Origin of the sequence: Labrenzia sp. THAF35 (assembly GCF_009363595.1) — a bacterium.
Classification (GTDB): domain Bacteria; phylum Pseudomonadota; class Alphaproteobacteria; order Rhizobiales; family Stappiaceae; genus Roseibium; species Roseibium algicola.
The window spans coordinates 3003308-3024503 of record NZ_CP045380.1 but is presented as its reverse complement, the minus strand read 5'-3'; the positions used below and the strand labels follow the sequence as shown (position 1 = coordinate 3024503).

Sequence of the window (21196 nt, the reverse complement as noted above, 5' to 3'; positions counted from 1 at the left end):
GTTCAGAAAAGCAGTCCGGCGGGCATGCGCAACAGCAACACATTCGCCATAAGCCACCAGAAGCCCGTACAGATCGCTATGCCGGCGGCAGACCAGATCAGCCAGACACGAACCGCCGGACGGTCGTAATCCGCGATCGCCATGATCAGTCCGAAAGCAACGAGGCTGGTGGCAAGGAAGCCGATCTCAGGCATAGCAATGACCCACGCCATCATTACCGCGCCGAGTGCCGTCCTGCGGCGGGTGCCGCTATCAAAGGCCGGGTTTGTACTTGCTGGGCCTGCCGGACGGCGGATGTGCTGGACGATCAGCATTGCGGAAAAGACCATCAGGGCGACGGATATGGTTTTCGGAAACACCGAGCCCAATGGCGACATGCTGCCGGCCACGGTGTAGGTCCACACGCCGAGCGCGATGAGGAAGGCGGCGATGACCATTGATGGCAGGTTCCGGGTCTTTCCTTCGGGCTCGATCCCAGCGCCGGCGTCCTCCACCACCGCACCGGCTACCTCGAGCTGGCGACGGCGTTTCGCCTTCCATTCCGACCAGATCGGGAAAAGGAGCGTCAAAAGCGCGACGCAGATGATACCGATGCTGATCGGACGCCCGAAGAACATTTCGGGAATACGGCCGGATGCATTGCCGATGAGCCAGGTCTGCACGAAGCCCTGTTCAGCGATTGAGCCGAGTACCAGACCGAGCACGATCGGCGAAGGCTGAAAGCCATAGCGGTTCAGGATCCAGGCGAGGATCCCGAGCGCGACCATGAGCTGAGAGTCCTCCACGTTGGAATGGATCGCAAAGGAGCCGATGATCGTCAGGAGAGCGACGGTCGGAGCAAGGACGGACTTGGGCACCTTGATGATGGAATTGTAGGCGTAGCGTCCGATCAGAAGTCCCACCGGCAGCATCAGCACCGTGGCTATCAGCAGTCCCCAGATGAAGGTGTAGACCACTGGTGCGTCGGTGGTGAACAGTGTCGGGCCTATCTTGATCCCCTGGACCAGGAGAGCACCCAGGATGATCGCATCCGGCGGTGTTCCCGGAATCCCGAGGACCAGTGTCGGGATAAAGCCACCTCCGACAGTCGCGTTGTTGGCGGCTTCCGTCGCGATGACACCTTCGAGGTTACCCTTGCCGAAGCTTTCAGGCTCGCCCGACGAACGGCGAGCTTCGGAATAGGATACAAGACCTGCAATGGAACCGCCTGCACCCGGCAGAATGCCGATGACGGTACCGATGATGGAGGATCGCAGGATATTGAACTTACTCGCGATCGCCTTGCGCGTGCCTTCCATCAGCCTGAGGCCGCCGGTGGCAGAGGGTTTCAGGTGCGGGTCCGCGGTCGCGACGAGATCGAGGATCACCGGCACGCAATAAAGGCCGATGATTGCAGAAGTCAGATCGATCCCCGACAAGAAACGCTGCATCCCCATGGTGTAGCGAACGTCTCCGCCGACAACGGCAACGCCGACCATCGACAGGAACAGGCCGATACAGGCGCCAATCAGTCCCTTTATCGTATTGCCGACAGACAGGGCCGCAATGAGGGTCAGTCCGAAGACCGCCAGCCAGAAATATTCCGTGGGGCCGAAGGCAAGCGCGACTTTGGCGAGCGGCGGTGCCAGCATCAGGAGTGCAAGCGCTCCGATGATGCCACCGGAAACCGATGCGATGGTTGCCAGCGAAATTGCAAGCCCGCCATCGCCACGCTTGGCCATGGGGAAGCCATCGAACGTCGTCGCGATCGCCGAAGGTGTTCCGGGCGTATTCACAAGGATTGCGGCAAAGGCGCCGCCGTAAATCGCGCCCGTGTAGATCGCGCCGAGGGCAATCAGGCCCGCGGCGGGATCCATGGTGAATGTGAAGGGGACAAGCACGGCCACCGCCATGGTCGCCGAGAGTCCGGGCAGTGCGCCAATCACCGTTCCGAGGACCACGCCGACAAGCGCGAGCATCAGGTTGAACGGGGTCAGGGCGTCCAGAAGGTAGCCGAGAATGTCCATCTTCGCATGCCGTTACTGAATGATACCCAGCGCTTTCGCGCCCTCGGTATATTCCTCGACCCGTTTGGCGACGAAGTCATCCATCTTGTCATAGCCAATGTCGGTCAGAACGAAGCCGCCGTCTTCCATCTTCTTGACGAAATCCGGCTGCGAATTGATCTTCGACACGATGTCGGAAATGCTCTGGCGCAGATCCTCGGGGGTCGAGGCCGGAACCGCAACGCCGCGGTAGGCACCGCCGACGATGTCATAGCCAAGTTCCTTGAAAGTTGGCACGTCGGGGAAGGCGGGCAGACGTTCTTCCGCCGCGACCGCAAGCATCCTGAGCGCATCCCCCTGGCTGATGCCGGAAGTCGCATAGTTGAAACCTGCCATCGTCGAGCCGCCAAGGACCGCGGTGATTGAAGGGCCTGTTCCGGAGAAAGGAACATATGTCGTCACCACGTCAGCCTGACTGTTGAAGCGGATCGCAGCGAGATTGTTCGACGAATTAGAACCCGATCCTGCGAAGGTGACGAGGCCCGGATTGGCCTTGGCGTATTCGATCAGTTCGCCAAGCGTGTTGAATTGGCTTTCCGCGCGCACGAAGATTGCGTCCGGCGTATAGTGGAAATAGTGCACTGGCGTCAGGTCCTCAGTGGCATATCCCACCGAACCGGCAAGCGGCTGAAGCACGGTATGCGGCATGTTGATGCCCATGATTGTGTAGCCGTCGCCCGGTAGCGAATTCAGCTGGGACCAGGCCTGCGCACCGCCCGCGCCGGGCTGATACTGGATGACGACCTGCTGACCGGTTACGTTCTCCCATTCGGACTGCTGGAACCGGGCAGAAATGTCGGATTCCCCGCCTGCATTGAACGGAATAATGTAGGTCATCGGCTTGTTCGGGAAATCCGCCGGCGACTGAGCGGCAGCGGAGCCCGCGGCCCCCAGCAACGCGACAAGAATGGTTGCGACTGTTTTCTTCATGGTTTCCTCCTCTTGGAATGCCGCGCGCGGCACACCGAAAATTGAAGCAGCACGCCGCATAGGCCATGGCCTGCGGACACGATCTGCTTACTACCCTGCGGAAAGGTTAGTTACGCCCAGGGTCCGGTCACTCCTCACAGACCGGCAAAAAGAGCCTAGACTGCTGCTCTAGAATAATTAAATTCAGATTTTGCACTTCATTATTGCGTAGAGGTAATCAATGAATGAGGGCGATCTGGGATTTTTCGTGCTTCTCGCAAGGCATGAAAGCTTCGTTGAGACAGCGCGGGAAATCGGGGTGACGGCATCAGCTGTTAGCCGGAGGCTTGCCCGACTTGAGGAGAGGCTGGGTGTTCGCCTCATGAACCGCACGACACGCAGGGTCAGTCTTACAGGCGAAGGTGAAGCGTATTTCAGGAAGGCGGTTCGCCTGCTGGGCGAGATAGAGGAACTGGAAAACAGCCTCCGTGTGGGACGGGAGCGTCCCAGTGGTCTGCTGCGCATCAACGCCACCTTCGGGTTCAGCCGGGCCTACATAGCGCCGACCGTCGCGGAATTCTCGGACCGGTATCCCGACGTCGACGTGCAGCTGGTGGTGACCGATGCGCCGATGAATATCATCGAGCAGGGCTTCGATCTGAACATCCGGTTCGGCAATCCGCCGACAAGCAACCTGATCCAGCGTCTTCTGCAAAGGAACCGGCGTTTCATGTGTGCTTCCACCTCTTACCTGGAGACGCATGGGGAACCTAAATTATTGAAGGACTTGAAGGATCATGAATGCATCGTGCTCAGGCAGGAGCATGACATCTACGATATCTGGAGGTTCGACGACCTTGGGGGAGAAGCCGTTTCGGCGCGCGTGAACGGCAGACTGAGTTCGAACGACGGCGAGATTGCGCGCGAATGGATGCTGGCAGGCCATGGCATCATGCTCCGGTCAGAGTGGGATATAGCCAGTCATGTGCGGGAAGGTCGCCTACGGGTCGTTCTGCCGGACTATTTCCAGACAGCGAATATCTCGGCCATCTATCCGGAGCGTCACAACCTTACCGCAAAGGTCCGTCTCTTCGTTGACGCTCTTGCCGAGAGGATACAGAAAGCGAATGCAGCCGAACCGTTCCAGATCTCCAGTCAACAGCTCAGTCGCGGGCAATAGGCATCGCGTTGAATGCGGCAACCTGCTACTAATGCAGAAATCGCATGGATCGCAAGGAAGGTCAGTCTATGGATCTGGCGCTGCTTGAGGACTTTCTCGAACTGGCACGTGAAATGAACTTTTCACGCGCGGCCGAAAATCGGAACCTCACCCAACCTGCATTCAGCCGCCGGATCCGCACACTGGAGAGCGCCATCCAGACCCCCCTTGTTGTTCGCACCACGCGGCAGGTTGCCCTGACGCCGGCAGGCAAGGCGTTCCAGTCCCGGGCGGAAGTCATCGTCAGACTGCTTTCCGACGCCCGGCTGGAAGCTCTCGAAGCGGCGGGACAGGCGCAACGTTTCCTCAATCTCGCTGCCACCCATGCCCTGTCCTACACATTCGTACCCCGTTGGCTGATGCAGGTGGCGGGACCTGGCGAAGTCGGCACGCTCAACATGGTTTCGGACACGCATCGCCAATGCACCCGACTGATGGAAAGCGGCGATGTCAATTTCTTCATCTGTCACAGAGGCCCTGTCGGCCCCTCGGTTCTGCCGGAAAGGCAATTCACCTATCATACGATCGGAAGAGACAGTCTTGTCCCGCTTTGTGCTCCGGATTCCGGCGGACACCCAATCTGGAACCTCGAAGCCGGTCTGCCGGACATCCCGTTCATATCCTATGCGGCCGCCTCAGGGCTGCACACCATCCTGGAATCCTACTGGACAGTTTACGGACGCCCGCCCTTTCATGTTGCCATGAGCTCCGTTCTAGCCTCGGCCAATCTTGAAATGGCAAAAGAAGGTCAGGGCGTCGCCTTCCTTCCGCTTTCGCTGGCAGAGCCTGAACTCTCCCGTGGAAGTCTGGTGCGGTGCGCAAGGAAAGACAGTGACATCCTGGTTGAGGTCGTTATCTACCGCCCTCGTTCGCGCCTGTCTGCGCACAGCGAAGTATTCTGGCAGAAAACGGTGAGTACCGGCGTTATGTGATTTATGCAATTTTTGCATAATTATACCCGGAAACGGCATTGGCCGGTTGAAGCGGTCTTCGTCTAATTTTCCAGTCGACACCAACGCATGCAGCAAAACAGGAAAACACCAATGCGGATCGTCGACATCTGTGAGGTCACGAAACCGATCTCCTCACCAATTCGGAACGCCTATATCGATTTCAGCAAAATGACAGCAAGTCTTGTGGCCGTTGTGACCGATGTCGTCCGGGACGGACACCGGGTCGTGGGCTACGGCTTCAACTCCAACGGCCGTTACGGACAAGGTGGTCTCATCCGTGAGCGTTTTCGCGGCCGCGTGCTTGAAGCCGAACCAGCGTCGCTTTTGAACGACGAAGGAACGAACCTGGACGCCCACCGGATCTGGGCTGCAATGATGCAGAACGAAAAGCCTGGTGGACACGGAGAGCGCTCGGTCGCGGTCGGCACGATCGACATGGCTGTTTGGGACGCGATCGCCAAGATCGAAAGCAAGCCGCTGTTCCGCCTGCTCGCCGAGCGAAAGGGCGTAGAGGCCAATCCGCGCGTATTCGTCTATGCCGCCGGCGGATATTACTACCCCGGCAAGGATGACAGTGCCTTGCGCAAGGAGATGCGCGGTTATCTCGACCGCGGCTACAACGTGGTCAAAATGAAGATCGGCGGGGCCACGCTGGCGGAAGACCAGCGCCGGATCGAAGCGGTGCTTGCTGAAATTGACGGCGAGGCCCAGCTCGCCGTGGACGCAAACGGGCGATTTGACCTTGAAACCGCCATCGCCTACGCAAAGATGCTGAGGCAATATCCGTTGTTCTGGTACGAGGAAATCGGCGACCCTCTCGACTATCAGCTACAGGCCGCGATGCCGGAATTCTATCCTGGCCCCATGGCAACGGGCGAAAACCTGTTCTCGCATCAGGATGCCCGCAATCTGATCCGCTATGGCGGGATGCGGCCGGATCGGGACTGGCTTCAGTTCGATTGCGCCCTTTCCTACGGCCTTGTGGAGTATCTGCGCACCCTTGATGTGCTTGATGAGCTTGGCTGGTCACCGTCGCGCTGTATTCCCCACGGCGGACACCAGATGTCGCTCAACATCGCGGCGGGGCTGGGGCTTGGAGGCAATGAAAGTTACCCGGATCTGTTCCAGCCCTATGGAGGCTTTCCGGATGGCGTTGCGGTTTCAGATGGCCATATCGTGATGCCCGAACTCCCAGGTATCGGATTTGAAGGCAAATCGGACCTGATAAAGGTGATGCACGACCTGGCACGTTAAATTTTCTCAACTGCACACTGGCGCGGTCTTCAGACTTGGTTTGACATTGCCACAATCTCTAAGCATGGCAATCGGTTGCTACCGCGCATTGTTAACAACGCATACCTTGGGGAGAGTCATGAAAAATGTCCGCTCTGAATACTAAGAGCAACAGACCATAATGTCCGGAATGGGGGCCCTGATCTGATTTGCAGCTCTTCACACTTACAGTCGGAATTGCAGACTCTCCAACTATTCAAGAGCTCAACGAAATTTCCAGGTTGGTTGGTTGAAATCGTTCCACCTGGGCGCAGCTACGAAGTCGCGTGAACTTTTGAAGGTGCTCAATCTAAAATAGTATGGCAACCTAAGTGCGTTGAATGTGACGGTTCCGTCAGGAGGCCAGAAATGTTGAACCAATTCGTTCGCCAAACCATGCAAGGTGGTATTGTTGCGCTGAGTGTGAGCGCATCGAGCGTGGCATTTGCCCAAGACATACCCCGTGATGGATCTGTTCTTCCGTTGCCACCTGCGCCATTCGAAGGGACGATTACGGAGACGTTCGAAGGTTCGACGCAGGATTATCCGCAACCCGTCACACCTCCTGAAGGTGCTCCCAACGTTCTAGTGGTTCTCATCGATGATCTCGGTTTCGGACAACCAGGCACGTTCGGTGGCCCGATCCCAACCCCTGCAATGGATGCTTTGGCAGATGAGGGACTCCGCTACACACGGTTTCATACTACTGCCATCTGCTCCCCCACACGCGCGGCGCTGCTGACTGGACGCAATCATCACCAGAGTGGCTTCGGTACGATCACGGAGCTGTCCACCGGATATCCGGGATACAACAGCATATGGCCACGCTCATCCGGTACGATTGCGGAGATCCTCAAGGATCAAGGCTACTCCACTGCAGCCTTCGGTAAATGGCACAACACACCAGATTGGGAGACTTCACCAATAGGGCCGTTTGATCGCTGGCCCACTGGTCTGGGTTTTGAATACTGGTACGGTTTCCAGGGTGGAGAAACTAGCCAGTGGGAGCCTCAACTTTTTCGCAACACCACGCCCGTTGAGCCCGTAACGCGCCCGGAAGACGGTTACAATCTCAACGTCGATTTGGTCGACGATGCGATCGCATGGCTGGACCGCCAAAATTCGATTGCACCAGACAAGCCCTTCTTTCTTTATTTCGCGCCAGGAGCCGTCCACGCCCCCCTGCATGTCAGCAAAGACTGGATCGAAAAGTTTTCTGGTAAGTTCGATCAGGGATGGGACGCGGTACGCGAACAGACCCTGTCTAAACAAAAAGACATGGGACTCGTCCCCGCGAACACGGAGCTGACACCGAGACCGGATGAAATCGCTGCATGGGACTCGCTTGACGCGGATGCCCAAACTCTTTTCAGCAGGCACCAGGAAGTGTTCGCCGGTTTTCTTGCCCAAACGGACCATGAGATAGGCAGGTTGATCGAGAAAGTTCGATCAACACCTGAGGGCGACAACACGCTGATCATCCTCGTGGCAGGCGACAACGGGCCGAGCGCAGAAGGCAGTGTCACTGGTACTCTCAACAATATGATGACCCAGAATGGCATACCGGACACGGTAGATGCGCAGTTGCCGGAGATCGACGAAATCGGCGGCCCGCTGCACGAAAACCATTACCCCGTTGGCTGGGCGTGGGCAGGGTCTTCCCCGTTTCAGTGGATGAAGCGCGTGCCCTCCCATTTCGGTGGAACCCGGAACGGCATGATCGTTAGCTGGCCCAGTCGAATTTCAGACAGTGGAGGAATCCGGACGCAGTTTCATCATGTCGTGGACATCGCCCCGACCATCTTGGAGGCCGTCGGCGTTCCGGAGCCCAAGGTCGTGAACGGAACAGAGCAGACACCCATGGCGGGTGTCAGTATGGATTACAGCTTCGCCGATGCTGCGGCACCTGGCACCCGACAGACCCAGTATTTCGAAACCGGCGGCCATAGAGCGCTCTATCATGACGGCTGGGTCGCCGCCTCGTTCCATGGCGCTCCATGGGTACTCACAGGCTCGGTGGGGTTCGAAGACAGCGTCTGGGAACTCTACAACATCGAGGAAGACTTTTCGCAAGCGCATGATCTAGCCGCCGAGAACCCTGAAAAGCTGGCCGAACTTCAGGCACTCTTCGACGAGGAGGCGCAAAAATTCGATGTCTACCCTCTGGACGACCGCTTTGCCGAGCGTGCGACAAACCCTGAGCGGCCTTCGGTCACGAAGGGCCGAAAAGTGTTCACATACACCTCCGGCACAGTCCGCGTGCCTGAGGGTAGCGCTGCTCCAGCCTACCAGCGTTCTCATACGATCACTGCAGACATCGAAGTGTCTCAAGAAGGCGCTAGTGGCGTGCTAATTGCCAACGGCGGCTCCTCTGCGGGCTATACGCTCTACCTCGACAGTGGCGTTCCGGTCTATGAGTTCAACTTTTTCGGCAAAGAACGATACCGTGTCGCCGGAGAAACGCCACTCGAACCTGGCACTCACAGCGTGAAGATGGTCTACGAACAGGCACCGTTTAACCCGGGGAAGGAAGTCACGGGTGGGACCGCAACCCTACTTGTTGATGGAAATGAGGTCGCGACTGGAGAGGTAACGATGGTCATTCCCGCGCGATACTCGGCAACGGAAACCTTGGACATAGGCATGGATCTTGGATCAACGGTTTCTCGTGCCTACGAAAAAGAAGCCCCTTTCCCGTTCAGCGGCACCATCAATAAGGTGACCGTAGAACTTCAATAACTTGATGGTGGTCGGTGATCGCATGCGCTTCAACATAGCGAGTGACGAACCTTAGCAAATGTGGGTGATTTCACTTTAGAGCGACTTTCCTACATCCCGTCTGCCTGTCTTTAGTGTGAAAAATAAAGTTCGCTACGACTGCATTGCGGAAGCAGACAAGTTCTCCAGAAATCCTGTCGCGAACTTGACATCAAATACAAGCTGCCATTTTCCCTATAGTTTCAACTGTCTCAAAAAATTTCTCAATGAAAAGACTCTGTCATTTTGCCTGCGTATTTTTCGCATGTGTGTGTGTCTGGAGCTTCGAATGGCTCTAGATTTGACAACCCGTCGGTTGCAGTTAACCCAAGTTCGCTCCGAGGACTGGGAAGAGTATTATCCGATCATATCTGCTCCAGAGACATCGGCACACTCCGACTTACCTCGCGCGCCAACCGAAAAACGTGCAAGAGGATTTGTGGACTGGATGGTTCGCTTATCTCAGCAAAGCAAGGGTTTCGCCTGGATGGTACGTGACGTCGAGACCCGCGAACTCCTTGGCTGCATTCGCTTGAACTCAATCGACAAACGGGCGTCAATAGCAGTCATCGGCTACGAGTTCGGCAAGCCTTTTTGGGGGAATGGATACGCTACAGAAACGCTGATCGCAGTCACCAAACATTGCCACCAGGTAATGAACCTCTACCGGCTGGAAGCTTGGACGTTGGCTGGAAACCTAGCCTCAGGCCGCGTTCTAACCAATGCAGGATTTCGATACGAGGGAACTCAAAGGCGGAAAATGATCATAGGGCGCCAGCGCTTCGACATGCGGCTATTCGGGCGATTGGCAGATGATTGACGCAACAATTTCTCTGACACGGGCATTTTGCGTAGAAACGAACGTGTAGCCCGAGTTTGAGCGACCCAAGCCGTCAGTCACCCTCGACGACAATCTCTCTGTGCAACTTGGCAGCCCCCAACAGACTATCAGTTGGTGCAGCTGAGCGGTCTAGCGCCTCGAAAAATGTTGAGTGATCGTCCGGAGCCAGTACTGTCCTTTCATGAGCTGCAATGACATCTTGCGCGCGCAAGAATGCCGCAGTGGTCACGAAGGTGCTGAGACCCATTCCCGAAAGTTCTGCCGCCTTCATAATAGCCACCTTTATGAATGGTTTTGTGCGGATATACAGCCTGGCATCGCTCTTCTCTTGCAGAGAAGTTGCACGATCCGTTGCTTCCGTCATCTCCGTCTCCTTTTCGCGCATCGAGTGAATGGGATTTTCCAGAAAACCGCATGTCAAACGGCTGGACACTTCAAGATCTGGATTGCAGTTCGCAAAAGCACTGGATCAACAAGTTGCAAAGTTAGTTTGACGATCCGTCCGCTGTGTCCAACGGAGTGTTGGTCCTAAAGGTCAGTTCTGAGGCATCGACAAACTTCCATGCCCTTTCTCCAGATTTTCGCGATTTCCTGAACGAGGCGGCTCTCCAGGTTCCGAGCAGCCTTTCGAGACCATCAATCAGAACCAGCTGACAGAACGCATAAATCGTCAAACCACCGAGACCAATCCAACAAACCACAGTCGGCTCCAAAACCCCGTGGAACAAAAGAAAAGCTGCAAAAAGAGGCAGGACAAGCGCGCATAAGGATATGACTTTGCTTCTGACCACATTCCGTTTCCAGAATTGAAGAATTTCCTCTTCGCTCAGGATCCTTCGCTTCTTTCTGTAGAAAGCGAGCCCACCAAACAAACCGTCGCTGCTATCGTTTTCGGAATTCTCAGAGAACTTCTGATTGAGTTTTGTTAGAAGTGCTTCAGAAATCACTTCTGCCTTTTCATTTTTCATAGAGATCTCACAAGACCGTATTAAATATTCGCCTCAGCTCTTTATCGCCGAAGTCTCTTCCCGAAATTACCTCTTCATATACAAATCGAATTAATTTGGCTTTCCTCTCAAGTGGCGGCTCCAAATCATTCATTTGCGCAAATTTTTCCACAGCAAGAACAGCGGCTTCGACAAGCTCGCCATTCATCTCACTTTTTATCTGTCCCTCACCCAGCAAGAGCCATGCTGGCGACACATCGTATTCCTCGCAAATCCTGGAGACCAAGCCGACAGGAACCGGCGAAGCCCCGCGTTCGTAGTTCTTGTAGGAGCTCTGGGAAACACCGAGTTTTTCCGCAAACGGGATTTGCGAATATCCGGCACTTTCTCGAACAACCGCTAATCGTTTGCCAATTTCAGACACTTCAGGGTTGACCTCGGTACAGATTTTTGTACTAAGTAGGAAATGATAGCTTCCTACGTTGCTAAAGCTAAGTTTTTCATACCAGTGGAGAAAATTCGATACAATGGCTCTGGGATTGGAATCAATTAAAGAACTGGCAGACCGGACAGGTTGGCCAATAAGCCGTATTCGCAAGCTCGTTGAAAATCGCGAACTGCGACACGTAAGGATTGGTGGTGGAATTTTCATTCCAGATGGCGCAATCGAGGAATTCATCAAGAATAATACGATACCGCCAATCGGCGAAACGGCGGCCCACACTACTTCTAGAGCTTGAGGGCATTGGTGGCTGCAATGACCCATTCGCAGAAACACACAAGGTCTATAAAGCTGGCTGTCAGCAGATCTACCGCCGCCGACATGCTGGACATTTCACCAACAACTTTCGACACGTGGGTCGGTCGCGGCTGGATGCCAAGAGGGTATAAGATTGGTGGACTAAGAAGGTGGTTTGTCGATGACCTCCGATCGAGCCTTCATGACCTGACCGAAGCGACGGCAACTGCAGAAGATGAAGACGCCGAAAATCCGTTCGACTATGCCGTCGGCTAGTCGAAAAAAGATACCCTTTAAATATTGTTCGGCAGATGTCGATCGGCACGGCAACGTCCGGTTTTATCTGCGTCGGCCAGGCTTGCCCAAATACCGTATGCAGTCCGCATTCCTCGACGCGAAGGGCAATATCACAGAGGTATTCGTCGCCGAGTATCATCGGGTTATGGCAGGCAACGTCAACCAACCAGCAGCCAAGAAGGCTGGTGACTGGGAGCCAGGTTCAATTGGCTGGCTATTTGCCCAGTATCAGCGATCCAAGACGTTTCAACAGCAGGATCAGACCACTCAACGAGACAAGTACAGCGTCTTGGGGCGCTATTGCGCGGCAGTCGGCCACCTGCCGTTCCAGAAGCTAAGAAAGTCCGATGTAGAAGCCAGTCAAATGAAACGCCGTGAAACACCCGCGGCAGCGGACAAACTCGTAAAATATCTGAAAGCCCTCTTTAATTGGGCGATGAAAGACGTTGATCTCATGGCGCGGTTTCCGTTGCCACGAAATCCAGCTGAAGGCATTTCGAAGATCAACCGCTCAGACGGATTTCATACCTGGTCCGCAAGCGAAATAGCGACGTTCCGGGAACATTACCCTATCGGCACCACAGCCCGTTTGGCGTTCGAGCTACTCTATAACCTGGGAGTTCGCAGGTCAGATTTGGTTCAGCTCGGTCCGGACAACCTTGATGGCGACACAATCAAGCTGGTGCCGCAGAAAGGAAGCAAGAATGAATTGCTTGTCTTGCCAATCACAAGAGCCCTCATGGACGCGCTCCGCGGCGTCCCAGAAGGCCAAGATACCTTTCTGACGACAGAGTACGGAAAGCCTTTCAGTTCAAACGGATTTGGCAACAAAATGCGGGACTGGTGCGATGCGGCTGGCCTGAAACACTGTTCGTCACATGGCCTCAGAAAGTCCGCAGCAACGGTGCTGGCGGAAGCCGGTGCCAGCGAATACCAGCTTATGGCCGTCTTCGGATGGAGCGATTCCAAAACTGCCCGGATCTACACCAAAACGGCGGAACAGAAACGGCTGGCGAAGTCCGCGTTCGATCGCCTGGAAATATCAACGGAACGCAAAAATGTCCCACTTTCTTCCTCCGTCAAAGCCAGTGGGACAAAAAGAGGAAAAAATGCAGGAAAATCAACACCCCAAAAGTGGAGTGGTGGGCCCGGAGGGACTCGAACCCCCAACCAATCCGTTATGAGCGGACGGCTCTAACCAATTGAGCTACAGGCCCACGGCAGGGCGAAGCCTTTGCAAGGCCCTGCGTCTGGTTCCCTATACCATGGCCAATCTCCGGGGCAAGTGCTTTGCAACGGCAGGGTGAAAAAGGTTGGGAAACTGGCGCGGTGGAAGCGTTTCTCAAGAGGTCTGGATCGCCTTGATGGAAAAAGCGGTTCCGTTCGCCTGCGCCATCGGGTCTAAATGAGGCAGCCGGGCCTTTGACGAGTCGCCCGGGGAACAGACCTGCCAAACTCGCCCGCCGGAGCCACCATGCGATCACCGCTTCTCACCGCCACGCTGAGTGTCCTGCTTGTGTGCATGATCGGTTGGCTGCTGGTGGTCGGGCGGTCCCTCATCCTGCCGTTCGTGATCGCGCTGATCGTCTGGTACATGATCAACTCGCTGGCACATGTCTTTGCGCATATTCCGCTTGGCCGCTGGCGCCTGCCCCGTTTGGTGTCGTTTTCACTGGCACTGCTGACGATCTTCTTTGCCAGCACCGTGGTGCTCGACATCGTGACCGTCAATCTCACCCAGCTTGCACTGGACGCACCAACCTATCAGCGGCGGCTGGAAGAACTCTTCACCCAGGCATCCACCCAACTGCACCTTAATGATCCGATCGAGTTGAAGGACCTTCTGCCCGATTCCATCGTGCCGCGCATGGTGACCGCGGGGGCGAGCCTGGTGACGACGCTGGCCGGGTCGGCCAGTCTTGTGTTCATCTACGTCCTGTTCCTGGTGCTCGAGCAGTCGACATTCGACCGCAAGTTCGAACGCCTGTTTCCTTCGCCCGAGCGGGCTGAAGCCGCGTTTGCCATGCGGGCCGAGATCAACCGCTTGATCATGCATTATTTCTCGATCAAGACCGCCGTCTCCGTTGCCACGGGCGTTTTGACCAGCCTTGTTCTGATCGCCATCGGCCTGCCTTACGCGGCCTTGTTCGGCTTCATCGCCTTTCTGCTCAACTACATTCCAACCATCGGTTCGCTGATCGGCGTGATCTTTCCCAGCCTCTTGGCGGTGGTCTATTACGACACGCTCGGTCCCTTCATCGCGATTGCGACGGGCCTCGGCCTCATCCAGTTCACCATCGGCAATCTGGTCGAACCGCGCCTGATGGGATCCAACCTCAATCTGTCAGGCCTCGTCATCATGTTGTCGCTGGCCTTCTGGGGGGCGATCTGGGGTGTTGTCGGCATGGTTCTGTGCGTCCCGCTGACGGTGATGATCGTGATCGTCTGCGCCCGTTTCGAAGGTTCCAGGCCGATTGCGATTCTGTTGTCGCAGACCGGCGAGGTCGGCGGCCTGTCGGGCAAGACCGGCACCACGGGCTAGGCCTCCGGGGAAGATTTTCAAACAACCTTCGAGGACATCTGCCGGGTTTTCCCGATGAACGGCAGATGAACACAACCGTCATTACGCCGCCGCAATCACAAGCGAGTGTCCGGCCATCGAACAAACTGTTTCCATCAAGGATAAGTTCATATGAATGCCCCTCTTTTCCCCTCCGTCTCCCTGCTGCGCAAGGCTGTTCTGGCCGCTGGCCTCAGTGCCGCGCTCGTGAGTGCCGCACCGGCTGTCGCGCAGGATTCCCCGGCGCCGGCCGGCACGATCACCATGCAGGGCCGCGGTGCAGTTTCCGTTGCCCCCGACATGGCCGTCATTTCCGCAAGCGTCGTCACCACCGGCAAATCCACTGCCGATGTTCTGGCTGAAAACAGCGCCGCAATCGCCAAGGTCATTGAAGCGGTGAAAGCAAACGGCATCGAAGCCAAGGACATCCAGACCAAGGGGTTCGGCATCTACCCGCGCTACGATCACTCCAAGAACTCCAGCAGCCAGCCGGATATTGCCGGTTATGAGGTTCGCAACGGTGTTGAGGTCAAGATCCGCGATCTGGCCAAGCTTGGCGGGCTGTTGACGCTTGTCGTCGAAAGCGGTGCAAACTCGGTCGATTCCATCCGCTTTGAAGTCAGCAATGCCGACGAGATACTGGATGAAGCCCGCAAGAAGGCCGTCGAGGACGCTCGGCACAAGGCAGGCATCTTTGCAGCCGCTGCCGGTGTCGATCTCGGCACCATTGCCGACATCACGGAAACCGGCACCGAAATGCCCCGTCCCTACATGATGCGCGCCGAGGGCATGATGATGGCCAAGTCCGCCGATGTGCCGATCGAGGCGGGCGAGGAAACCATCAGCGCGAATGTCACCATCCGCTGGACGCTGAAGTAACCACGCGCCGGAAACAAAAAAACCGGGGCCTGGTTTCCAGGCCCCGGTTTTCTTTTGTCCAAAACTTCGTTCACCGGTCAGCGGGTCGCCGGGTTCCGTCACAGGTTCCGGTGCCAAACCTGCATCGGCTTGTCGGTTTCTTCGTTCTCGCCGACATCGCGCCAGGGAAACGTCACGACGACACCCTCCAGCTTTTCGTAACCGCGCTTGCGCCAGAACGGATCGAGCGGGGCGTAGTCCGCCGGCTTCAGCGGGTGCGTGTCCGGGCGGATCACCGCACAGAAGGCTGCTTCACCGAAACCGAGCCGCCTGGCGTGCGCTTCGCGCTCGTCAAAAAAGCGATGGCCGATGCCCTGGCCACGGTAGGCAGGATCCAGAACGGATTCGGCCATGTAGAAGACGTTTTCCGGATCCAGTCCCTGCTTGAGGAAAGGGGTCTTGAAAGCCTCCAGTTCGGCACCGAGAGGCTCACCTGTCGCCGCGCCAACCAGCCGGCTGCCGTCATATGCACCGACAATCACCGCCCCCTCCGTCCGGGCATAGCGTTGCAGGTATCCGGCCTCGTACTCCAGAGACCCCTCATAGAGATATGGCCAGCTGCGGAAGACGGATATCCTCAGGCGCGCAAGATCGTTCAGCGCAGCTGTCAACTCCTCGCCCGTCAGCGTTCTGATCTCAGCTGGCATGATGCCTCCCGTCCTTCAAAAACCGCCTGACCGCTGGGCACAGGTCTGTTTGTTCCAATTGTCGCAAAACCGCCTGGACCTGTTACCAAATAGTACAAATCCCCGATACCTCTGCCTGCACTGGCATGGCACTAATATTTGGCATTTCTTTTATTTGCGAGGAGCCAAAGCGCGCCATGTCCACGACACAGCCAGCGTCCTACAGTCCGATCCATATCATTCTGCACTGGGCGATCGCCGCCCTGATCCTGTTTCAGCTGATCTTCGGCGAAAGCATGGGCGATCTCAAACACGTGCTGCGCGACGGCGGCGTGCCGGATGCGGCAACCGCCTTTCTGGCCAACGCCCACATCTGGGTTGGCATTGCCGTTCTGGCCTTGACTGTCATTCGTCTTCTGGTGCGGGCAAAATTCGGCGTCCCTGCCCCGCTCCCCACTTCAAGAGTCCAGGAACTGGCCGCCAGGGGTGTCCACGGCCTGCTCTATCTGCTCATGTTGCTGGCACCGATCACCGGACTTCTTGCCTGGTACGGCGGCATCCACACTGCGGAAGAAATCCACGAATTGAGCAAGCCGTTCTTCATCGTGCTGATCGCACTGCATGTGCTGGGAGCGCTCTACCATCATATTGCCCTGAAGGATGGCATCATGATGCGGATGGTATCTTCCCGGCACTAGCCGAAACAGAAAAGGCTCCGGCAATCTCGCAAGCCGGAGCCTTCTTATTCAAGCCGGATGACTTAATCGCGTGCTTCCAGCCACACGCGCGCAGCGTCCATGTCGTTGCCGGTAAAGCCTTCCGCCAGTTTCTGCCCCACGACGGCACCAAACTTGTAGCCATGTCCGGAACAGGCCGAGACGACAGTGGTCTTGCCTTCGCTCATTGCAAAGAAATGCTCGTCTGAGGTGAAGGTGTAGGCACAGGTGACGACGTCATCGACGCGGTATTCCTTGATCCGGCCGAACGGCGGAGAGAAATAGTCGCGCAGGGTCTCGCCTTCGCCTGCAACCGGCGTCCGATCCTGGTTCGGCGGAGCCTTGTACTTGTGAATACCCGCCCCGAACTTGAGGCCGGTTCCGGCGACCGGAGGCAGGATGTAACCGTCGATCGGCCCGCCCGGATCGAGAATCGCCGGCGATCGTTCCCAGGCCTCGCGCAGATCCTCAGGCGGCGTCAGATAGACAACCGCGGTCCGGTAAGTCGTCAGGCTGATGTCCAGCTTCGGGAAGAGCCCCAGCGTCCAGGCACCGGCCGTCACGATCACATGCTCTCCGGAGACCGTGCTGCCATCGGCAAGGCTCACCGTGCCCGCGGATGTGTCGACGGCAGTCACCTGTGCGTTTTCGCGCACATCAGCTCCCTTGGCGATCAGCCAGTCGCGCACCCCGGCTGCAATTTTCTGGCACAGCAGAACGCCGCCCTCGTCGCTGACTGCGCCATAACGGATCGTCGACGGATCAACGAAGGGAAACCGTTTCGCCGTTTCTTCCGGTGTCAGGTCCTCGAACGGATAACCGCCCTCGACCAGACCGTCCCGATAGACCTCGCCGCCATCGCCCGGTTCCTGCGACAACAGCATGAATCCCGTTTCGGCGAGGTGCTTCTCACCCAGGTCGTCCCACATCTCGTCCCATGCCGCGTAGGCATCGCCGATGCGGCGCTGATAGCCGCCCTGGCCGCCATAGGCCCGGCGGATGATACGGTGCTGGTCACCGGAGGCCGAAAGCGGGTTGGGGATTGGCCCCTGTTCCAGAAGCGTGACGGGCACACCTCGTTTTGTCAGGGCCCAAGCGGTGGAAAGTCCGGAAATACCGGCTCCAACAATCACAACTGTCATGAATTCTGTCCTGCGGAATGGAGGGCCAGATTATCTGCCTGTCCGGCGAGCGCAAGAGACGTTCTGACGCAAACCGCGCATGACGGTTATGTATTTTCGGTTGCCGTAAAGGGAGAAGCCGCTACGCTCCGTTCCGATAGGCTCAGGCCGATCGTGATCAGGGTGCGGGAGGACAAGCCGTGCTGGAAAATAACATGTCGGAAGAACAGCCTCTGGCCAGCCGCCGCCTCGCCGAGTTCCCGGATTGGGGCTATCTTTTGCGGGAATTCTACGAGGCCTACCGGTTCCTCTCGTCCGGTGGCAGCGACAAGATCCGGGCACATCAGCGCGCGGTGCGCGAGGCAATTGGACGGGTGCTGAAATCCGATCCGGAAATGCGCTTCGATGCCCCGGCCCACAAACCCGTGACGGCACATCTCCGGCGTGCCCTTGACGAGGGCAAGCAGGAGCGAACCGCTCCGCTGGTGCGCGCCATCGAAAGTGTCCGGGACCATCTCATCTGGCAGTATGGCTACGAGAAAGTGCCGCGCGGCCTCGACAAGACGTATGCCTACGCGGAAATCTGCGGACCGAACGGACCGGTTCTGACGACGGACGTCATTCTGGGCCTGGTCCTGTTCGCACCGGGCTGTACATATCCGGCCCACGCTCACAGCGGCATATCGGAAAGCTATATCTGCGTTTCAGGAGCGGTTTCGGAAAATCACCAGGGGGTCTATGCCCCCGGTTCGATGATCTTCAACCCGCCGGAGCATATGCACCGGATCACCGTGTCCAAGCTGGAGCCGGCACTTCTGGCCTGGGCCTGGATCGGCCCGCCGGAACGCCTCGCCAACCAGAAGATGGTCTTCAGCCGCAAGAAGGGGTGAGAGACCTCCTCCCCTGTCGACGTCAGACGATATCCCGCCGGATCGTGATCTCCGCCTTTTCCAGCCCGTCCGGCGAAAGCCAGACGGGCTCTGCAATCAGTTTTTCGCAGAAGATCCCCAGTTCGGGAAATGTCAGCCCCATCGAATGGGCCAACGCAACCCGGTCACCCGGCTTCGGGTTGAGCCCGCAGCAGATCTCCCGTGTGCCCATCTTCAGGTGATGGGCAATGTCCCACTCCAGCACCACACCCTGATGCCGTGTCACCACCCAGCAGTGCATGTCGTCGCAGCTGCCGTTCTTTTCTTGCGGGAAAAAGTATCCGGTCACGTAACCGGCTTCGAAGCCGGCGGCACGCAGGCTGGCGATCAGGTAGGTGTTGATGTCGACGCAGGACCCTTCGGTCAGCCCGCACGACAGATAGGGCACTTCTTCACACCCCTCGTTGAAACGAACCTGAGGATGGGCATAGCGGAACTTTTCGGCCGCCGCGTTGACGAGCGCCTGAATGGCGGCGTGACCGTCGGGCTGACTGTCGGCAATGTTGATCGCATCATAGACGAGATCTTGAGCTGCCCGGGTAAAACGGTTGCGCAGTGGCGCAAACACTGCATCAGGATAGCCCGACCCTTCGTCGCGGTATTCGTAATTCACCACAACGTCTGCCCCGGGTTCCACCGACACCACGGCCACCATCTGGCCGGTAGTGATTTCTCCGGCCAGGCCCAGCTGTCCGCCCCTGATCTCGAAACCGACCGGCATCTGGTGCGGCGTCGGCAAGCCGACCGGCACCAGCAGCTTGTGGCGAGCCTCATCGGCTCTGACCGTGACAGAAACGTTCGTACGCATTGTCACTCCCTCAAAAGATCAGCTGGAAAACAAGACCGGACAGCACCGCACCCGCAAATCCCAGACCGATGTAAGCAGCAAAGACCTGCGGCCTGACCAGTGACCAGACGGCAGCCATTGCCGGGATCGAGCTGACAGCGCCCGCAATCATGAACGCCATCGCGGCACCGGCGCTCATGCCCTGGTCCATCAGACCAGCCAGAAGTGGCGGCGCCACGTAGCTGTTGAGATAGGCAGGCATGCCGATCAAAGCGGACAGAAGAATTGCCCCCAGCCCGTCGCCGCCAACAGCCTGCGCAATCAGGTCTGCGGGGACATAGGTGACGAGAGCTGCTTCCAGCACATACGCCAGTGCCAGCCACTTGATCAGAAACAGTGCATTGGCTTTCAGTTCGACCCGGAACTTGTCGGTGCGCTCAGTCTCTTTCCAGATTTGCCAGACCGGCCGCCCTGTCTTCGCAGAAGCGCCACAGCCGCAGCCACCGGTCGCCGCCCCGATTTTCACCGGATTGGCCAGAAAGCCGCTACGCAGCGCAAGTGCGACGGAAAAACCGCCGAAAAGACCCAGCGCCACCGCAAAGACCGCCTTGCCGACGGCAAAGGGCCATCCCAGTGCAGCAGCAGTGATCAGCAGTGTCGGCGGGTCAATCAAGGGAGAGGACAGCCAGAACGCCATGATGGCTGACAACGGCGCACCAACCGCCAGAAGACCGGCAATGAAGGGGATGACTTCACAGGAACAGAACGGTGCAAGACCACCAAACAGGGCTGCGAGAAAGATTGCCTGTGTCTCGCGTCCCTCGAACGCACGTCCGACAAACGCCTCTGCGCCGGCCGCCTTTAGCCAGGCGATCAAAGCAACGGCAAAAGCAATATACGGCAATGTTCCTGCGAAGGCGGAGAGCGCGAAGGTTACGAAAGCGACGAAGTGCGGCTGGTCCAGCAACAGCACCAGCAACGGACCGCCGACGACAATCGTCCAGGTCGACAGAAGGTATTTCGAAACGGCGAGAGACTTCAGGGACCATTTCGAAGCCGGCGTGCTGCAGCAGGCGGTCTTCGGAGCGCAACAGCTTGCGCCGCCGCCACTCGGCTGAAGGTTGTTCATCGCATCAGACATCGGCGGGCTCCTTTTGCGGGGATGGGCACTCACAACCCTTTTCGTCCACGCAGCACTCTTTCAGGATATAACCGGCAAGGTTTTCCAGATGGCCATAGGCTGCCCGGTTGATGACCGAGCGGCCGTCCTTTTCCTGGGACACCAGGCCTGCCGAGGCGAGAAACTTCAGATGATGCGCAAGCGTTGACGCAGGCATGCCCGTGCGGGTCTGAATATCGCCGACCGTCAAACCACCCTGCCCGGCTTTCACCAGGGTCAACACCACCTGCAACCGGGCTTCCGAGCCCAGTGCCGCGAACCCTTGCGCTGCAATTTCCAGATCCATCTGCGCCTCGTTTAATATAACTATATTTCTAGTTATATAGTTTCTTTAGCGCTGTCAATTGCCGCCACAGGCTGAGCAGCCTCCGGATCAGGGG

At 57.3% G+C, this 21196-nt stretch carries 21 protein-coding genes, 1 tRNA gene and 1 pseudogene; 12 read left to right on the top strand and 11 right to left on the bottom strand.

Annotated elements, in window-relative coordinates; translation table 11 throughout:
* Window positions 1-2: 2 nt before the first annotated feature.
* Together FIU93_RS13770 and FIU93_RS13765 are read right to left on the bottom strand one after the other, a co-directional pair.
* Window positions 3-2006, bottom strand: a complete 2004-nt coding sequence (locus FIU93_RS13770; RefSeq protein ID WP_152505876.1) for a tripartite tricarboxylate transporter permease — start codon at window positions 2004-2006, stop codon at window positions 3-5.
* A gap of 12 nt (window positions 2007-2018) precedes the next feature.
* The gene (locus tag FIU93_RS13765) at window positions 2019-2975 is read right to left on the bottom strand and encodes a tripartite tricarboxylate transporter substrate binding protein (RefSeq protein WP_062491461.1); all 957 of its coding nucleotides are present in this window, start codon (window positions 2973-2975) and stop codon (window positions 2019-2021) included.
* Between the two features lie 220 nt (window positions 2976-3195).
* On the opposite strand from FIU93_RS13765, the gene FIU93_RS13760 reads away from it, so the two are divergent.
* The 5 genes from FIU93_RS13760 (at window position 3196) to FIU93_RS13740 (ending at window position 9975) form a co-directional block, all read left to right on the top strand.
* Complete coding sequence (locus FIU93_RS13760) at window positions 3196-4134, top strand: LysR substrate-binding domain-containing protein (RefSeq protein ID WP_152505875.1); 939 nt, start codon at window positions 3196-3198, stop codon at window positions 4132-4134.
* Window positions 4135-4178: 44 nt separating this feature from the next.
* Complete coding sequence (locus FIU93_RS13755) at window positions 4179-5105, top strand: LysR family transcriptional regulator (RefSeq protein ID WP_152505874.1); 927 nt, start codon at window positions 4179-4181, stop codon at window positions 5103-5105.
* Window positions 5106-5216: 111 nt separating this feature from the next.
* Window positions 5217-6380, top strand: coding sequence for a mandelate racemase/muconate lactonizing enzyme family protein (locus FIU93_RS13750; RefSeq protein ID WP_152505873.1), 1164 nt, complete (start codon window positions 5217-5219; stop codon window positions 6378-6380).
* Between the two features lie 387 nt (window positions 6381-6767).
* The gene (locus FIU93_RS13745; RefSeq protein WP_152505872.1) at window positions 6768-9137 is read left to right on the top strand and encodes an arylsulfatase; all 2370 of its coding nucleotides are present in this window, start codon (window positions 6768-6770) and stop codon (window positions 9135-9137) included.
* Window positions 9138-9444: 307 nt separating this feature from the next.
* Window positions 9445-9975 carry a GNAT family protein gene (locus tag FIU93_RS13740; RefSeq protein WP_173017321.1) on the top strand — a complete coding sequence of 177 codons (531 nt, stop codon included), beginning with the start codon at window positions 9445-9447 and terminating at the stop codon, window positions 9973-9975.
* A gap of 73 nt (window positions 9976-10048) precedes the next feature.
* Here the strand turns inward: FIU93_RS13740 and FIU93_RS13735 are convergent, their stop codons facing one another.
* The 3 genes from FIU93_RS13735 to FIU93_RS31415 form a co-directional block, all read right to left on the bottom strand.
* Window positions 10049-10360 (bottom strand): DUF1778 domain-containing protein, encoded by a 312-nt coding sequence (locus FIU93_RS13735; RefSeq protein WP_152505870.1) that lies wholly within the window; start codon window positions 10358-10360, stop codon window positions 10049-10051.
* A 121-nt stretch (window positions 10361-10481) separates the two neighbouring features.
* Entirely contained in the window at window positions 10482-10964 is a 483-nt protein-coding gene (locus FIU93_RS13730; RefSeq protein WP_152505869.1) for a hypothetical protein, read from the bottom strand.
* 7 nt (window positions 10965-10971) lie between these two features.
* Window positions 10972-11367 carry a helix-turn-helix transcriptional regulator gene (locus FIU93_RS31415; protein ID WP_173017320.1) on the bottom strand — a complete coding sequence of 132 codons (396 nt, stop codon included), beginning with the start codon at window positions 11365-11367 and terminating at the stop codon, window positions 10972-10974.
* 103 nt (window positions 11368-11470) lie between these two features.
* Between FIU93_RS31415 and FIU93_RS31575 the strand changes: the two genes are divergently transcribed.
* The 3 genes and pseudogenes from FIU93_RS31575 to FIU93_RS31875 all read left to right on the top strand — a co-directional run.
* Complete coding sequence (locus FIU93_RS31575) at window positions 11471-11683, top strand: excisionase family DNA-binding protein (protein WP_209010360.1); 213 nt, start codon at window positions 11471-11473, stop codon at window positions 11681-11683.
* A gap of 17 nt (window positions 11684-11700) precedes the next feature.
* Window positions 11701-11958 carry a DNA-binding protein gene (locus FIU93_RS13715; protein ID WP_152505867.1) on the top strand — a complete coding sequence of 86 codons (258 nt, stop codon included), beginning with the start codon at window positions 11701-11703 and terminating at the stop codon, window positions 11956-11958.
* Window positions 11918-12922, top strand: a pseudogene (locus FIU93_RS31875) (tyrosine-type recombinase/integrase); the annotation flags it as partial. The gene FIU93_RS13715 and the pseudogene FIU93_RS31875, both read left to right, overlap by 41 nt.
* 197 nt (window positions 12923-13119) lie before the next feature.
* Here FIU93_RS31875 and FIU93_RS13705 read toward each other — a convergent pair.
* Window positions 13120-13196, bottom strand: a tRNA-Ile gene (locus tag FIU93_RS13705).
* 257 nt (window positions 13197-13453) lie between these two features.
* Between FIU93_RS13705 and FIU93_RS13700 the strand changes: the two genes are divergently transcribed.
* Complete coding sequence (locus FIU93_RS13700) at window positions 13454-14521, top strand: AI-2E family transporter (RefSeq protein WP_152505866.1); 1068 nt, start codon at window positions 13454-13456, stop codon at window positions 14519-14521.
* 150 nt (window positions 14522-14671) lie between these two features.
* Window positions 14672-15418: an SIMPL domain-containing protein gene (locus FIU93_RS13695; protein WP_075284287.1), complete on the top strand. Its 747-nt coding sequence runs from the start codon at window positions 14672-14674 to the stop codon at window positions 15416-15418.
* A gap of 98 nt (window positions 15419-15516) precedes the next feature.
* Here the strand turns inward: FIU93_RS13695 and FIU93_RS13690 are convergent, their stop codons facing one another.
* Window positions 15517-16104, bottom strand: a complete 588-nt coding sequence (locus FIU93_RS13690; protein ID WP_022997915.1) for a GNAT family N-acetyltransferase — start codon at window positions 16102-16104, stop codon at window positions 15517-15519.
* A 176-nt stretch (window positions 16105-16280) separates the two neighbouring features.
* On the opposite strand from FIU93_RS13690, the gene FIU93_RS13685 reads away from it, so the two are divergent.
* Window positions 16281-16781, top strand: a complete 501-nt coding sequence (locus FIU93_RS13685; protein ID WP_062487830.1) for a cytochrome b/b6 domain-containing protein — start codon at window positions 16281-16283, stop codon at window positions 16779-16781.
* A 62-nt stretch (window positions 16782-16843) separates the two neighbouring features.
* Here the strand turns inward: FIU93_RS13685 and FIU93_RS13680 are convergent, their stop codons facing one another.
* On the bottom strand, window positions 16844-17941 hold the full coding sequence (locus tag FIU93_RS13680; RefSeq protein ID WP_152505865.1) for an FAD-dependent oxidoreductase: 1098 nt from the start codon (window positions 17939-17941) through the stop codon (window positions 16844-16846).
* A gap of 194 nt (window positions 17942-18135) precedes the next feature.
* On the opposite strand from FIU93_RS13680, the gene FIU93_RS13675 reads away from it, so the two are divergent.
* Window positions 18136-18810, top strand: a complete 675-nt coding sequence (locus tag FIU93_RS13675) for a dimethylsulfonioproprionate lyase family protein (protein ID WP_031268172.1) — start codon at window positions 18136-18138, stop codon at window positions 18808-18810.
* 22 nt (window positions 18811-18832) lie between these two features.
* Here the strand turns inward: FIU93_RS13675 and FIU93_RS13670 are convergent, their stop codons facing one another.
* The 3 genes from FIU93_RS13670 to FIU93_RS13660 are packed head-to-tail and all read right to left on the bottom strand — an operon-like array spanning window position 18833 to window position 21102.
* Window positions 18833-19657: a transglutaminase-like domain-containing protein gene (locus tag FIU93_RS13670; protein WP_152505864.1), complete on the bottom strand. Its 825-nt coding sequence runs from the start codon at window positions 19655-19657 to the stop codon at window positions 18833-18835.
* Window positions 19658-19667: 10 nt separating this feature from the next.
* On the bottom strand, window positions 19668-20777 hold the full coding sequence (locus FIU93_RS13665; protein WP_173017319.1) for a permease: 1110 nt from the start codon (window positions 20775-20777) through the stop codon (window positions 19668-19670).
* The gene (locus FIU93_RS13660) at window positions 20770-21102 is read right to left on the bottom strand and encodes a metalloregulator ArsR/SmtB family transcription factor (RefSeq protein WP_022997921.1); all 333 of its coding nucleotides are present in this window, start codon (window positions 21100-21102) and stop codon (window positions 20770-20772) included. The genes FIU93_RS13665 and FIU93_RS13660 overlap by 8 nt, the downstream gene beginning before the upstream one ends.
* Between the last annotated feature and the right edge of the window lie 94 nt (window positions 21103-21196).

Coding starts and splice junctions, on each gene's coding strand:
- FIU93_RS13770 (WP_152505876.1), bottom strand. CDS start 2,006: ATGGACATTCTCGGCTACCTTCTGGACGCCCTGACCCCGTTCAACCTG.
- FIU93_RS13765 (WP_062491461.1), bottom strand. CDS start 2,975: ATGAAGAAAACAGTCGCAACCATTCTTGTCGCGTTGCTGGGGGCCGCG.
- FIU93_RS13760 (WP_152505875.1), top strand. CDS start 3,196: ATGAATGAGGGCGATCTGGGATTTTTCGTGCTTCTCGCAAGGCATGAA.
- FIU93_RS13755 (WP_152505874.1), top strand. CDS start 4,179: ATGGATCGCAAGGAAGGTCAGTCTATGGATCTGGCGCTGCTTGAGGAC.
- FIU93_RS13750 (WP_152505873.1), top strand. CDS start 5,217: ATGCGGATCGTCGACATCTGTGAGGTCACGAAACCGATCTCCTCACCA.
- FIU93_RS13745 (WP_152505872.1), top strand. CDS start 6,768: ATGTTGAACCAATTCGTTCGCCAAACCATGCAAGGTGGTATTGTTGCG.
- FIU93_RS13740 (WP_173017321.1), top strand. CDS start 9,445: ATGGCTCTAGATTTGACAACCCGTCGGTTGCAGTTAACCCAAGTTCGC.
- FIU93_RS13735 (WP_152505870.1), bottom strand. CDS start 10,360: ATGACGGAAGCAACGGATCGTGCAACTTCTCTGCAAGAGAAGAGCGAT.
- FIU93_RS13730 (WP_152505869.1), bottom strand. CDS start 10,964: ATGAAAAATGAAAAGGCAGAAGTGATTTCTGAAGCACTTCTAACAAAA.
- FIU93_RS31575 (WP_209010360.1), top strand. CDS start 11,471: ATGGCTCTGGGATTGGAATCAATTAAAGAACTGGCAGACCGGACAGGT.
- FIU93_RS13715 (WP_152505867.1), top strand. CDS start 11,701: ATGACCCATTCGCAGAAACACACAAGGTCTATAAAGCTGGCTGTCAGC.
- FIU93_RS13700 (WP_152505866.1), top strand. CDS start 13,454: ATGCGATCACCGCTTCTCACCGCCACGCTGAGTGTCCTGCTTGTGTGC.
- FIU93_RS13695 (WP_075284287.1), top strand. CDS start 14,672: ATGAATGCCCCTCTTTTCCCCTCCGTCTCCCTGCTGCGCAAGGCTGTT.
- FIU93_RS13690 (WP_022997915.1), bottom strand. CDS start 16,104: ATGCCAGCTGAGATCAGAACGCTGACGGGCGAGGAGTTGACAGCTGCG.
- FIU93_RS13685 (WP_062487830.1), top strand. CDS start 16,281: ATGTCCACGACACAGCCAGCGTCCTACAGTCCGATCCATATCATTCTG.
- FIU93_RS13680 (WP_152505865.1), bottom strand. CDS start 17,941: ATGACAGTTGTGATTGTTGGAGCCGGTATTTCCGGACTTTCCACCGCT.
- FIU93_RS13675 (WP_031268172.1), top strand. CDS start 18,136: ATGTCGGAAGAACAGCCTCTGGCCAGCCGCCGCCTCGCCGAGTTCCCG.
- FIU93_RS13670 (WP_152505864.1), bottom strand. CDS start 19,657: ATGCGTACGAACGTTTCTGTCACGGTCAGAGCCGATGAGGCTCGCCAC.
- FIU93_RS13665 (WP_173017319.1), bottom strand. CDS start 20,777: ATGTCTGATGCGATGAACAACCTTCAGCCGAGTGGCGGCGGCGCAAGC.
- FIU93_RS13660 (WP_022997921.1), bottom strand. CDS start 21,102: ATGGATCTGGAAATTGCAGCGCAAGGGTTCGCGGCACTGGGCTCGGAA.